Here is a 13,577-nt window from a genome sequence, read left to right on the forward strand (position 1 = left end):
AACTTAGCTTGCGCAGGAATCGCATTCTTCAATGGTTAATGCCCGGCTACGAACGTAATACGTCGATTTCATGCCGGCTCTCCAGGCGTGCAAGTGCAGTTCCAGGAATTCCGTTGCTTTGATATCCGGACGAACATACAGGTTGAAGCTCTGTCCCTGATCGACGTGGCGTTGACGAGCAGCAGCCATATTAATGGAAGCATGTTGATCGACCATGAATGCTGTTTTGTAGTACCAGATCGTTTTTTCGGACAGATCAGGTGCCGGATTGGCAATCTTGTATGTCGTTTTCTCTTCATAGGACAACAGTTCGTAAAGTGGATCAATGCTGGCTGTTGAACCTGCAATGATGGACGTTGAACCATTTGGTGCAATGGCGAACATCCAAGCGTTACGGACACCGTTTTGCTGAACCTGTGCTTGCAGTTCTTTCCATTGTTCTGTTGTAACGAATTCGCCCACGCGCTCACCAGTTGTGTATTCCCGTTGGTCGAAGTATTTGCCTGTTTGCCAATCGGAACCTTGGAATTTCGGATAATGTCCTTTTTCCTTTGAAAGTTCCATGCTGGCTTTCACAAGCAGATAGTTAATTTTTTCATAGAGATTATCGTTATATGTGACAGCTTCTTCCGATTCCCAACGAATGCCTTCAAGAGCAAGCAGATGATGAAGTCCGAAGGTTCCCAGACCAACCGCACGGTATTGACTGTTGGTGTATTGGGCTTGCAGCACTTCAATGTTGTTGATATCGATAACGTTGTCCAGCATACGAACCTGAATCGGTACCAGACGTTCCAATACATCATGAGGTACAGCACGTGCCAAGTGAATCGAGTTCAGGTTGCAGACTACGAAATCGCCAGGTACTTTGGAAATCACGATGCGGGTTTGTCCATCCTTGGTAACGAGCTCTTCCTTTTCAACTACAGTCGCAGATTGGTTCTGCATGATTTCGGTACAAAGGTTGGAAGAGTATACCATGCCGTGTGCACTGTTCGGGTTCGAACGGTTAACGGTATCCCGGTAGAACATGTACGGCGTACCTGTTTCCAGTTGGGATTTCATCACACGTTTCATGATATCAATCGCCTGAACCGTGATACGGGACAACAGCGGGTGGTTGACCGCTTCCTCATATTTCTCACGGAACGCGCCTGCGCCTACAGTTTCATCATAGAAATCTTCCAGTCCGAGTGCACGACCGTTCTCATCTTTCCAGCCCATCACTTTTTTCGTTTCGTGCGGGCAGAACAGACTCCACTCACCGCGGCTGGCTACTCGCTCCATGAACAGGTCAGGCAGACAGATGCCGTGGAATACGTCATGTGCACGCATCCGTTCGTCACCGTTGTTCAGCTTCAGATCAAGGAAGGCCAGAATGTCTTTGTGGAAGACGTCCAGATATACGGCAATGGCACCTTTACGTGTACCAAGCTGGTCTACGCTGACCGCTGTATTATTCAGTTGGCGAATCCAAGGGATTACACCGGAACTTGTGTTTTTGTGTCCACGGATATCCGATCCACGAGCTCTGACTTTACCAAGGTAAACGCCGATGCCGCCGCCCATTTTGCTCAGACGGGCTACATCTGTATTGGAATCGAAGATACCTTCAAGTGAGTCGTCCACAGTATCAATGAAGCAGCTGGAGAGCTGTCCAGCCACTTTTTTGCCCGCATTGGACATCGTAGGTGTAGCTGCTGTCATATACATGTTGCTCATCGCCCAGTAAGCTTCCTTGACGAGTTCCATACGTTTCTCAGCAGGCTCCTGATGCATCAGGTACATCGCAATAACCATATAACGCTCTTGAGGCAACTCCATTACTTTTCCGTCAAAATCGTGAGCAAGGTAACGTTCTGCCAGTGTGAGCAAGCCGATATAATCGAAGAGCAGATCGTTGCGATAGTCAATGCACTCCGCAAGTTCATCAATCTGTTCTTTGGTGTAACATTCCAGCAATTCTTCACGGTAGATGCCTTTTTTCACGAGGTCTACAAGAAGAGGATGGAATGCCCCATAAGGCTCGTCCGGGTAAGACTTGTATCTGCGGTTGGTAGCCGCTTTTTTGTACAGGGAAGTGAGCAGGGAGCGTGCCGCTGCAAATTTCCAGTTAGGCTCCTCTTTGGTTACCAGTTCCAGTGCGCTCATCATAAAAGCGTTGCTGATCTCGTCTCCGGTAACTTCATCACGGCGGAGCTTGCTGTTTACCCCGCGTACCAGACGTTCCTTGTCGAGCATGTCCAGTCCTTCCAGGATACGGTCGGCATATACCGAGATACGCATATCATCAAAGGCAAGCTGGCGGTTGTTCGGCTTGGTCACAACTTGTGGCATGAATATTCCTCGCTTTCGCATGTTTAAGAGATAAATTGGAGAAATTCTTTATATAAAGAATTGAGTGTCTTTCTTACGGTGAGAAAAAGAAATAGGGTTACGTTTTGCGGACTGAAACGGCGGCGACAAATCATGTCTTAGATCGCTCAACTTGAGCGCACAAAGCAGCACAATGCAGAACATGCTCATATAAAAAGCATTCTCCCGCCTCGCGGCTGAAAATGCCCATGGATGCTCTGGCTTCCTTGCTGTCTTGAAGGTTCAGGATATCGACAGAGAAGGGTGCTTATGTAAGCTTTTGTCTATATGCAGATGTGCCTGTAGTTTGAGGATACCGGATGCAGTCCAAACAGCCCCGTTAACCTCTGTGTCAACTCTGTTTCGAGAAAGCGATTTACACCTACAGGGACGTGCCTTTGGAGGTGATTTCATCCTGTTTTTCGCGAGAATGCAGAAGGTGACTATTAGAAGCGGAGAAATCTAGCGTCACTACATTTTGTAGCTGTCAACATACTGTAACCCAACATATTGTGTTTGTAAAGTGGGCAGAACCAGTAAAACGTAATTCCGAGTATACCATTTAAGCGAGGAATCCGCAAAGGAAAAGGACTGGAAGATTTGAAGATTTATCAAAAAAAATTTTTGAACATTTTGAATGACGTGTTCACGTCAGTTTGAATTGTAACGCATTCAACTGGTAGAATAAAAGTAGTCAAATTTCGACTAAAATAAGCGGCAGCGGTTGTTCACGGGGCCCAGAGGAGGCGGAGCAAAATGGCAATAGCAGAAGTGACTGTCATTCCAATCGGAACGGGTACAACGAGTCTAAGCAGTTATGTGGCGGACATGCAAAAGGTATTGGAACATCAGCGGGGCATTACATATCAGTTGACTTCCATGAGCACCATTATTGAGGGACCGCTTAATGAGATCTTTACAGCAATTGCGGCTCTGCATGAAGCACCGTTTCTGTCAGGTGCCCAGCGTGTGTCCACATCCGTCAAAATTGACGACCGTCGTGACAAACCGGATGCCTCAAGTATACAGAAGTTACAATCGGTACAGGATAAACTGACGTCACTTCAGGCAAGACCCAATTAATTCCTAATATATATGGTTGGTTGTTAGTTATGTAAATACGCCACATCCTTTAATCGAATGTCCAAAAGACCAGTCTCTTCAAGAGCTGGCCTTTTTGTATGCTCATTTAACAGTCTAATCGGCAACTACCAATGAAGCTCCAATCAAAGTGGCGTTGGTGTATCCACCGCTAATTCGTATGAAATCTTCATCGTAATTCGTAACATTTTTATTCAAATGTTTGGTGTACATACATACGGTTGATATACCCGTGAGATTTATTTATGACTTAAACGTGTTTGAACATAACTGACAGACCTTGAGAACTAATCCTGTATGTATGTTCAGAGAATAATCTGTGAAAAGAACCGCCCATTTTCGACCTGAGCCCGGTCCCATGTGTGATTGGTGCATATAGTGAACTGTACCTCAAATCAAAGGAGGGGTTTACATGAGTGGAGTAGTAGGTGGATACGGCGGCGCATGGACATCGACTGGCGCGATCTTGGTTCTCTTTATCTTGTTGGTCATTATTTCTAAAGCATTCCTGATCTAATAACCGGCTTGGACCCTAATATATTCGTAAAGGAGGGTTCTGCATGAGCAATGTAGTTGAAGGCGTAGGCTATGGCGGCTGGACATCAACCGGAGCAATCCTGGTTCTGTTCATTCTTCTCGTAATCATTACTAAATCATTCTGGGTATAATATGGCGAGCTCTGCCGGGCAACCGGTGGGGTTTTTTTCTAGAGGACAAGCATGGTGGAGAGCCAGGGAGAGGAGATAGCTTATGGTGAACGGAAGAATTGAATGGGATTTATGAAAGTGCAAGGACGGATTATTCCTCCGAAAAAAGAGATGGTTACTTAACGGCTAAACGCCCATTTTGTCGGAAGTAGGGCGATAGCCCGGTCCAGAGGTAGGCTGAATACATAGCTTAGGGGTGTAGGCAAATGTTAAGGAGGAATGAACAATGAGCGAAGTAAAACCGAATTCACCGAACGGACAGGGGCATGTGTACGGACATATGGGAGGTTATGAGCATATGCAAGGATACCAATACACAGGTCATGAAATGCATGGGTATGGATATGGTTGTGGAACAATGCCAATGGGATATGGCTATGGATACGGACACCATGCCAATCAGGCTCCAATGATGCATGGTTATCAACAGGGTTGCGGAGTATCCTATGGACATGGCGGCGGAAGCTGGGGTTCCATGGGTACGATCCTTGTGCTGTTCATCCTGCTGGTTATTATCTCCAAAACGATGTTCATCTAATTGGTTGCGAATGCAAAGAGGCTTTCGCTGATCGTGGATCATTACGACAGGGGCTGACTCATCAACTTTAAATAAACACTATGTTCCATGTTGGGGCATAAAGTACTCATGAGTCAGAACGGGACAGCGTAGGATCTCATCCTGCGGTGTCCCTTTTTTACTTTGTGAATCGTTCTTTAACGAACTCCACAGGCTCTATTCCATGAATTTCTGACGTTTCAAGAGTTCAACGAATCGTAGACGTCTAATGAGCTGAATTTGGGCACATTTGGAGCTTATACTCATGAAGTGACATGGATTAACGTTGCTGAGATTTGTTAGATTTTACATACCGTAGAAATCCTCAATATAAGGTGTGCAGGATTCGTTAGCGTCTGGTGAGCCCAATAGGCGGAAGGAGAGACTGTTCTCCTGAGGGAACGGGGTCTGACAGTGTGTAGACGGTGCTTGAAACGTGTATGTAGACATGGATAAACACCCGGAACCCAATTCCGGGTGCTTTGTGTATGTTTTCAATCTTCTCAAGAATAAGTGATATCCAAAACAACAAAAGCCCTACCTCTCTTTTGTCCTTGCGGCTCCGATGACCGCGCCAGTGTGAATGGGAACATCTTGTGAAACTCTGTACTACCGGGTTATTGTGATGCAGGTTCTTCAATCTTCATAGGTTGATTGTGCTTAATTCGCTGCGGTCGCAGCATGAAGAAAATATTCCGGGGTTTAAAGAAGACAGAAATCATATGAGGTTGTTTAATACAACTCTTATACTATACCACAGGTTGTAATTTATTGCAATAAAAAGGAAAGTGCAAACAGAAAAACATGTTTTTCGGGTAGTCCTTCAAGACAATAGCTGAAATGTTCGTTTGAAAATAAACAGAATTTTTTCAAACTATTTCTCAATTGAGGTAATCCTCTTCAAAAGATTCTGCGTAGGTTATAATAAGAGGGAAGAAACAGAAAGGGGCCCTCGCATGACTGAATCGATGGAGGACAGCAGGTTAATGCGACAGATTGCGGAACGTGATTCCTCCGCACTGGAGCTTTTATATGACCGTTATGAGCGAGCGGTGTATTCTTTTGCCTATCGGATCGTTGGCGATCCCATGACGGCCGAAGAGACCGTTCAGGAACTTTTTATGCGGGTCTGGAATAATGCTGAACGATACGATGCCTCACAGGGGAAGCTGACCACATGGATGTTTGCGATTACGCGCAACATAGCAGTGGACATGCTGAGGCGGAGATCGAAAGGGGCAGCGGCTACTTCAGTTGAACACGAGACACTGGCGGCCTATGCCGATGAGCATACGAATACGGAAGAAGAAGTGCAGCGTAAATGGGAAGGCACTCGGATTAAAGAGGCGTTGTCCCAACTGAATGGTGATCAGCAGCAAGTTATAGAATCGATTTATTATGCGGGATTAACCCAGCAGGAAGTATCCAGCCGATTCGGGATTCCGCTGGGTACAGTAAAGAGCCGTGTCAGGCTTGCCATGCGACAGCTCCAAAAGTTGCTGGCCGATGCTGAATTGCATCCGGACGCGGGAAGGGAGGGCATACATCCATGATAGAGCGACATGAGGAGTGGTCTGATCTGGCACCGATGTATGTGCTGGGCGGACTGGAAGCAGAGGAAGTGGCAGCGTTTGAAGCCCATATGGCAACTTGCGAAACTTGTCGCCAGGAGGTGAGGGAATTGCAGGAAGTGACTGGCTTCCTGCCACTTGCGGCGGAACCTGTAGCACCGCCGTCAGGCATGCGAGCACGCGTGCTGGGCAACGTGCTCGGACATGTGCAGGAGAGCGCCGAGGTGAAGCCGGCGGCTGCTCCTGCAGAACCTGAAGCACCCGTGGTGCTTCAGGAGGATCTTGCGCCGCAGCACGAACGTGCGGCGCAGCCCGGGCCAGGCCTGCCGCCGGTAACGGCGGTGCCTGCGGCCCGGGGAGAAGAGGCTGCCCAGGCACAGCCATGGCAGCCTCAAGGGCACGCGCGTGCGCGCAGCAGCCGCGCCTGGCGCGTGGCCAGCGCCGGCCTTGCGGCAGCGGCGCTGGTGCTTGGCGTGTACGCGGCGCAGCTGCAGAGCCAGATCGACTCGCTGACGCAGCAAGCGGCGGGCTCGTCGGCTACACAAGAGCAATTGGTGCAGGTACAGGCGCAGAATGCGCAGCTGCAAGAGCAGCTGGCATCAGCGCTGGAACCTGCACAGGGCATGCAGACTGGCGAGGCAGTGAAGCTGAATCCTGCAACGCAGGATATTGTAGCTCAGGGTCTCGCAACCATCGTAATTGACAGCAAAGGCACTCACTTGGTTGTGCAGGCTGAGAACCTGCCGAATCTGGAAGGCAATGAGGCATTTCAGGTGTGGTTGATCAAGGGAGATACGCCTCAGAATGCGGGGACGTTCCTTAGTCGTGATGGGACGGGTGCGGTATACTACACACTGGATTCGGCCAACGACTATGACACGGTCGCGATCACGCTAGAACCGGATGCCATGGGGGAGGAACCAAGGGGTACGATGATTCTGGCTGCCAAGATCAAAGGATAAATATAGGATATATCACCAAAGGCTGCTCCGGTTGTGGAGCAGCCTTTTCGTGTTTTACAGATTACCACCAGAAGACGGGACAGGGCCAAATTTTTTGAAACGATTCGACAGTGGAGATCTTGGTACCCATCCATTGAATTTTATTAATTTTTTTTGGCGGTGCAACCGATAAACAAATAGAAGGAAATACCCTAATTTTCCCGCATATCAAGGGAGAACGGGTTTGCACATAGAGAGTGAGGGGTTCAGTTGGAAGCATACCGTTCATTTATCTTTCGCCTGATACGCAATTATCTGATCGGTTCACTGGCAGCTGTTTTTGTTGTTGGTACAGTGGTTATGGTATCTACATTACAAATACCCGATATTCAATTTGTTCGACTCATCGGCATTGTACTGATTTCAATTTTGTTCATGCTGGTTGCAGAGTTAATTACGCTGTGGGTGCAGCTTGGACCCATAAGACAATTTTTCACTTCCGAGCATCACGAGCGAGACGAATTGAACCATATGTACGAGAAAATTCATCGTTTCCCGGGACAGACCATATATCGAATTATGGGTCCTCACATGCTTGGTTTTTCGATTCCGGCAGCGGGGTTAACCATATGGATGATATCCACGGGGTGGCTTGAGTTCCCGTACGTGTACATAGTAGTGGCTGCCGCATGTGCATTTTTGATTGCCATCATGCATGCGCTCATTGAGTATTACCTGACGGTGAGGGCGATAAGACCCTTGTTACTTGAGGTCCGTCATCGAGGCAAAATCCAATACGGGATGGAGCCTTCACTGGGAGGACGTATCCTGGTATCGATCCAGCGTAAATTTCAGCTAAGTACATCACTCATCGGATTGTTCCCGTTATTTTTATTTTTCCTCGCTACCTCAATCCGGCTTCAGTATATGGACAGAGAATTTGCGAGAGAGTACATTCTGTGGGGGATTGTCATCGTTGTGCTTGGTGCTGGATTTGCACTGGTGGGAAGCTGGCTGTTGATTCGGGATGTTCGTGATCCGGTTGCTGAATTGACACAGGAGATGAATCGAATTCAGGAGGGAGACCTCGGTAGAAGAGCTCCTGATCTGTATGCGGATGAATTTTCTGCACTGATCTCCGGCTTTAATATGATGATTAATCGGCTTGAGATGAGGCAGGAACGCAATCGACAGTTGTTGCAAAGTTATTTTTCGATGCTGGCAGCGGCTTTGGACGCTCGAGATAAGTACACCGCAGGGCATTCCATGCGGGTGGCCGAGTATTCACTGATGATTGGCAAGCTGAGCGGAATGAATGAGGAACAGGCGGATTTATTGTACAAATCAGCTCTACTCCATGATATCGGGAAAATCGGCATACCGGACGAGGTACTGCTGAAGGATGGAAAACTGAGCGATGAAGAATTCGCGATTATTCGCACACATCCCGTGCAGGGAGAGAGCATTCTGTTACAGATAGAGCCTATTGATGCCATGGCGGACTTTCTGCCGGGTGTACGGTCTCACCATGAGAGATATGATGGCAAAGGATACCCGGATGGGATGGCTGGTGAAGATATTCCCCTTTTTGGCCGCATCATAGCAGTAGCGGATGCTTTTGATGCCATGACGTCGGATCGACCTTATCGGAACGGGATGAGTCACGAGAAAGCGCTAACGATTTTGGAAGAAGGAAAAGGGACCCAATGGGACCCCTATTTTGCAGGTTTGTTTATTGATGAATGGAGACGACAACAGCATCTTCAGAAACCATCGAAGTGAGGGATCAGTTGATCCCCTCTGTCCACTTCGATTCTTTTCTGCGTCTCCGGTGTAGAGCGAGGCCGGTTATGATGGTGAGAACACATTCACCGAGTATGATGGCACCCAAGGCGTCATAGATCACATGTTGCTTGATCATAAGCGTGGATACGATAATGGTCGCTGCTCCTGCAGCCACCAACAGCTTAATGGGTTTGCGAATGCTTGGAACCGAGAGAACGGCACGCATAACCAGATAAGAGTGCAGCGAATGAATACTTGGAAAACAATTAAACGGGCGGTCCTGGCTGTAGAGCCATCCGAGAATAGATACGCCCAGGCCTGTACCCGTCAGTTCCGGGCGCGGTACCATGGTCTGAAAGTTGAAGTAGATGAGATAACAGATCCAGACACAGATATTCATGGATAACAAGACGCGATAATACGTCAGACGATCCTTGGCACACAGGTAGGCGAGCACACCGAATACAAATGGGTACCAGCCCAAATATGGAATGGACATGGCGGGTACATAGGGAATGATCTGGTCAAGCGAGGAATTAAGTATAACGAACCCGCGTTCCGGACTATTAAGAATATCATAGAATAGCCCCATGACAGCCAATGACAACATCAAACTTAATGACAGCCAATAGGATTTACTTTTTAACAATTGCACAACAGCGTTCTCCTTTCATTCATGTTCCGACGAACATGCCCCTAGCAAATATCTATTTCTTTAGTTCAATCTATATAGTAGTTCAAATTTGAACAACAATATATTTTACTACGTTCCGCACACAAATTGAATCCTGATTTGTGTATTTTTGTGTACTTTTTTGACGAAGAAGGAATGCAGTAATTTCAATGGACATGATATGATAGAAACACATACGGACGATGGTAACAAGGCCAGTAAAGTCGGGACAACAGGAGTGAGTAAATGCAATTTTTGAAAATGTTCGTATTGAATATGGGGATGCTTATAACGATTGCCTATCTTGCCAGTGTGTTCTATAAATATATCGTCATACGTGCTTCTTCCCGAATGAAACAGATCGGTTCAGTGCTTGTCCTTGTTTTTGCAGGCTGGATCAGTACGGTTTTTGGATTTCAACTCACGGATGAAGTGGTATTTGACCTTCGTTATGTTCCTATAATTGTTGCCGTTCTAACGTACAGACAACCCTATAGTGTAATTATTGTGGGTGTAGGGATAGGTTTATCCAGGTTAACGTTTGGTATCACGGATGCTACGGTGGCAGCGGTAATTAATATGACTTTACTCGGTGTAATATGTGCGGGTTTAAATATATGGATGAGACGCAGCGATTTCAGACTGATCACAAAAGGCATCCTTGTTGTAATTATCGTCAATGTGGTCAATAGTGTGGGCATCGCTATCTTTGGCGTCATCCCGGCTACATATTTTTTCTCTCATATTATGCCTTACACGCTTCCGGCAGGTATCTTGTTAAGCCTTATGTTTGCGTTTATATTACGTGATTTTCAGAATGAACAGAACCGGATTTTGCTTATCCAAAGTACGAACCGGCTATTATCTGTGCAAAAGGAAGAGCTACAGAAAGCCCAGATTGTACTGGAGGATCGAGCGAAACAATTGATGATCGCCTCACAGTACAAATCCGAATTTCTCGCCAATATGTCACATGAGTTGCGTACACCATTGAACAGTGTTATTAACTTTGCCCAGATGATCAGCGAGAACGCGGACACGATGGACCCCGAGGATATTGTACGTTTCGCCACCATGATCGACCAATCCGGACAGGAACTGCTCACACTCATTAACGATATTTTGGATCTGTCCAAAGTGGAAGCGGGGCGACTGGATATAGTACTGGAGGATATCAGTGTGGCACAACTTACCGAAGATGCCATGAGCCACTTCCAACTGGTTGCCGAGAAAAAGGGTATTCAGTTGCAGATGGATAAGAAGCCGGGACTGCCCGACACACTCTGGTCTGATCCCCAGCGGGTTCAACAGATTTTGCGGAATCTGATGTCGAATGCCATCAAGTTCACTCACCGAGGGAAGGTCACGCTGACTGTAAGTACCAAGCAGAGGAAGAATGCAGGTATTCAGAATGGGTGGCTCGTTTTCTCCGTTCAGGACACCGGTATTGGTATTTCTGAGGACAAGCATCATTCCATATTTGAAGCATTTCAGCAGGCTGACGGGTCGATTAGTCGGAAATTTGGCGGTACCGGACTTGGTCTCTCGATCAGTCGGGATTTGGCGAGATTACTTGGAGGTTCGATTGAACTTGAGAGCGTTGAAGGCAAGGGAAGCACCTTCCATCTCTATCTTCCGTTGAACCGTGAAAAAATGAGTTGACAACCTCCGCGCCGTGAGTAGAATTTGGGATGACAACTAGCATCGACCGGCTTTTGAGACCCGGTCTAAGGAGTGTATCCCCATACAGAAGACGGTCAACGTTAACCCTCCCCCGTCAGCAAGCAAACCACGGCGCAAGGGTTCGACACAACGCACAAATTTATCAATTGCAACATGGGAGGGTGTACCGGCAATTATTTTACAGACATTGCTGGGAGGCCCGTTCTTAACCGGGTTTCTGCTATACCTTGGGGCCGGGTCGAGACATATCGGTTTTGTGCTCGCCATTACGACCTTCGTAAACATTGCCCAGATCGGAGCAGCTTACTGGATGCAACGTATTCGCAGTCGCAAACGTATGCTGCTTTTATTTGTGGGCACACATCGTATCTTATGGAGTGCGACGGGACTGATCCCGTTTATCTTCCCCAAAGAGTGGTGGGTAAGCGTATATATTGGTGTGTATACGGTTGCTTTTATATCGAATACGATCGGCGGCATGATCTGGACTTCACTGATTGGCGACATCGTACCTGCCAAGGTGAGAGGGCGTTACTTCGGAATTCGAAATACGATTCTGAATGCTCTTGGAAGCGTATGCTTATTCGCAGGTGGTATTGTATTGGACCGTTACCCCGGAGAAATAGGCTTTCTGATCCTGTTTATTCCGGTTTGGATCTGCGCTATTGCCAATACAGTCATTTATTTCTTTTATCCGGATGTACCATTCGAGCGTTCGACCGAAAAGGTTTTCTGGCGGATGTTTATCAAGCCGTTCCAGGATCGTTCATTCCTGAAAGCAACGCTGTTTCTGGCTGTCTGGTTATTAATCCAGACCTTGATTGTTCCGCTTTATTCCTATGTTATGCTCGATCTATTAAACATTAATTATCAGACTGTATCCCTGATCACGGTGGTCCAGACGCTGGTTATGATGGCAGGTTTCTATGTCTGGGGCAATCTCAATGCCAGGTTTAGCAACAAAACCCTCCTATTTTGGACATTACCGGTCATCGCACTCTCCTGTCTGTCTTGGGGATTAATGTCGTTCATGCCCGTATTGATTGCACTATTTCTATCTCATATCTTTCTTGGGATCGGGGTGGGTGGATTCAATCAGTTGGCATTTAACTTTACGATAGGAGACACCCCCAAAAGTGAAAGACCGATGTTTGTCGCCGTATATTCGGCTCTGACGGGAGTGACTTCATTTCTTGGGCCGCTGCTGGGTGGCTGGTTGTATGAGAAGATGGAGAACTGGTCCGACGCGCTGGCCTGGATCTCAGCCTATGGATTTCAGGTGGGGGTTGGTGTAGTCATGCTCATTCTTACGTTTACCCTTGGACGTCGCGTACTGTTAAAATAGTAATGAACTATATACACTGGTATGAATTCAAAAAAGATGGCGAAGTGGAGGGATGTATTTGAATCGTCTCGAACGGAAAGCCATGGTGATTGGAGCCACGGGACTTGTAGGCGAATTGCTGGTTCATCATCTGCTGGAGCACTCGGCATACAGTCAGGTTCGCGTTCTGGTTAGACGTCCGCTTGAGCTGCAACATCCCAAATTGGAACAGCATGTGGTGAATTGGGAACAGTTGGAGAGCCAAGGCGAATTATTCGATGGAATCAATGATCTGTACTGCTGTTTGGGTACAACGATCAAAAAAGCAGGCAGTCAGGAAAATTTCCGTCAGGTGGATTATCATTACCCTGTTCGTGCGGCTATGCTTGCGAAGCAACATGGGGTACCCCAGATGCTGGTGATCTCCTCCATGGGCGCGAGTGCAGGTTCCCGGGTCTTTTACAGTCGGACCAAAGGGGAGATGGAGGATGCATTGTCTGTTATCGGTTTTCAATCTTTGCATATCTTCCGTCCTTCCTTAATTCTGGGAGATCGAAATGAGAAGCGGTTAGGTGAACAGATGGCCGCTCATGCCATGAAGTTGCTGGATCGCTGGATGAAAGGCAGAGCAGACAAATACCGGGCAGTCCACGCCGCAACCATTGCACAGGCCATGACGAATATTGCACTGGTGCAAGCGATTGGAAATCATGTATACCCGAATGATGTCATTCATGTTCTTGGCGTGGACGGGGATAAGAACCTTTGAATGAATTGTTTACTTCATAGTGGCCAGTGAGGAGCGTTTCTCGCTGGAGGTAGATCGTGGTATAATAGGCAACAAAAATGAGTTCGAACCCTGACTCCTTGCGGTAGCAGGA

The 13,577-nt window shown here is 47.3% G+C and carries 12 protein-coding genes; 10 read left to right on the plus strand and 2 right to left on the minus strand.

Going from position 1 to position 13,577, the window contains the following annotated elements; genetic code table 11:
- Positions 1–3: 3 nt before the first annotated feature.
- The gene (locus MKX40_RS02725; RefSeq protein ID WP_339239321.1) at positions 4–2,337 is read right to left on the minus strand and encodes a ribonucleoside-diphosphate reductase subunit alpha; all 2,334 of its coding nucleotides are present in this window, start codon (positions 2,335–2,337) and stop codon (positions 4–6) included.
- Positions 2,338–3,111: 774 nt separating this feature from the next.
- On the opposite strand from MKX40_RS02725, the gene MKX40_RS02730 reads away from it, so the two are divergent.
- The 7 genes from MKX40_RS02730 (at position 3,112) to MKX40_RS02760 (ending at position 9,013) form a co-directional block, all read left to right on the plus strand.
- Entirely contained in the window at positions 3,112–3,438 is a 327-nt protein-coding gene (locus MKX40_RS02730) for an MTH1187 family thiamine-binding protein (protein WP_017690882.1), read from the plus strand.
- Between the two features lie 430 nt (positions 3,439–3,868).
- Positions 3,869–3,973 carry a hypothetical protein gene (locus MKX40_RS02735; RefSeq protein ID WP_017690880.1) on the plus strand — a complete coding sequence of 35 codons (105 nt, stop codon included), beginning with the start codon at positions 3,869–3,871 and terminating at the stop codon, positions 3,971–3,973.
- 43 nt (positions 3,974–4,016) lie between these two features.
- Entirely contained in the window at positions 4,017–4,124 is a 108-nt protein-coding gene (locus MKX40_RS02740; protein WP_017690879.1) for a hypothetical protein, read from the plus strand.
- 265 nt (positions 4,125–4,389) lie between these two features.
- Positions 4,390–4,701: a hypothetical protein gene (locus MKX40_RS02745; RefSeq protein WP_017690878.1), complete on the plus strand. Its 312-nt coding sequence runs from the start codon at positions 4,390–4,392 to the stop codon at positions 4,699–4,701.
- 974 nt (positions 4,702–5,675) lie between these two features.
- Positions 5,676–6,272 (plus strand): sigma-70 family RNA polymerase sigma factor, encoded by a 597-nt coding sequence (locus MKX40_RS02750; RefSeq protein ID WP_339239322.1) that lies wholly within the window; start codon positions 5,676–5,678, stop codon positions 6,270–6,272.
- Positions 6,273–6,460: 188 nt separating this feature from the next.
- On the plus strand, positions 6,461–7,252 hold the full coding sequence (locus MKX40_RS02755) for an anti-sigma factor (protein ID WP_339242892.1): 792 nt from the start codon (positions 6,461–6,463) through the stop codon (positions 7,250–7,252).
- A gap of 249 nt (positions 7,253–7,501) precedes the next feature.
- On the plus strand, positions 7,502–9,013 hold the full coding sequence (locus MKX40_RS02760) for an HD domain-containing phosphohydrolase (protein WP_339239323.1): 1,512 nt from the start codon (positions 7,502–7,504) through the stop codon (positions 9,011–9,013).
- 4 nt (positions 9,014–9,017) lie between these two features.
- Here MKX40_RS02760 and MKX40_RS02765 read toward each other — a convergent pair whose 3' ends face one another.
- Positions 9,018–9,671, minus strand: coding sequence for a phosphatase PAP2 family protein (locus tag MKX40_RS02765; protein WP_339239324.1), 654 nt, complete (start codon positions 9,669–9,671; stop codon positions 9,018–9,020).
- A 264-nt stretch (positions 9,672–9,935) separates the two neighbouring features.
- Between MKX40_RS02765 and MKX40_RS02770 the strand changes: the two genes are divergently transcribed.
- From MKX40_RS02770 to MKX40_RS02780, 3 genes are all read left to right on the plus strand, one after another.
- A complete protein-coding gene (locus tag MKX40_RS02770) occupies positions 9,936–11,351 on the plus strand; it encodes an ATP-binding protein (protein WP_339239325.1) in 1,416 nt (471 codons plus the stop codon).
- A gap of 208 nt (positions 11,352–11,559) precedes the next feature.
- On the plus strand, positions 11,560–12,717 hold the full coding sequence (locus MKX40_RS02775; RefSeq protein ID WP_339239326.1) for an MFS transporter: 1,158 nt from the start codon (positions 11,560–11,562) through the stop codon (positions 12,715–12,717).
- Between the two features lie 82 nt (positions 12,718–12,799).
- Positions 12,800–13,465: an oxidoreductase gene (locus MKX40_RS02780; RefSeq protein ID WP_339242893.1), complete on the plus strand. Its 666-nt coding sequence runs from the start codon at positions 12,800–12,802 to the stop codon at positions 13,463–13,465.
- Positions 13,466–13,577 lie beyond the last annotated feature (112 nt).

The sequence above is a fragment of the Paenibacillus sp. FSL R5-0517 genome (genome assembly GCF_037974355.1).
GTDB lineage: Bacteria > Bacillota > Bacilli > Paenibacillales > Paenibacillaceae > Paenibacillus.

Excerpts from the sequence above, each read along its gene's own strand:
- MKX40_RS02740 (WP_017690879.1), top strand. The coding sequence starts at position 4,017 with ATGAGCAATGTAGTTGAAGGCGTAGGCTATGGCGGCTGGACATCAACC.
- MKX40_RS02725 (WP_339239321.1), bottom strand. The coding sequence starts at position 2,337 with ATGCCACAAGTTGTGACCAAGCCGAACAACCGCCAGCTTGCCTTTGAT.
- MKX40_RS02750 (WP_339239322.1), top strand. The coding sequence starts at position 5,676 with ATGACTGAATCGATGGAGGACAGCAGGTTAATGCGACAGATTGCGGAA.
- MKX40_RS02780 (WP_339242893.1), top strand. The coding sequence starts at position 12,800 with ATGGTGATTGGAGCCACGGGACTTGTAGGCGAATTGCTGGTTCATCAT.
- MKX40_RS02735 (WP_017690880.1), top strand. The coding sequence starts at position 3,869 with ATGAGTGGAGTAGTAGGTGGATACGGCGGCGCATGGACATCGACTGGC.
- MKX40_RS02770 (WP_339239325.1), top strand. The coding sequence starts at position 9,936 with ATGCAATTTTTGAAAATGTTCGTATTGAATATGGGGATGCTTATAACG.
- MKX40_RS02745 (WP_017690878.1), top strand. The coding sequence starts at position 4,390 with ATGAGCGAAGTAAAACCGAATTCACCGAACGGACAGGGGCATGTGTAC.
- MKX40_RS02730 (WP_017690882.1), top strand. The coding sequence starts at position 3,112 with ATGGCAATAGCAGAAGTGACTGTCATTCCAATCGGAACGGGTACAACG.
- MKX40_RS02755 (WP_339242892.1), top strand. The coding sequence starts at position 6,461 with ATGCGAGCACGCGTGCTGGGCAACGTGCTCGGACATGTGCAGGAGAGC.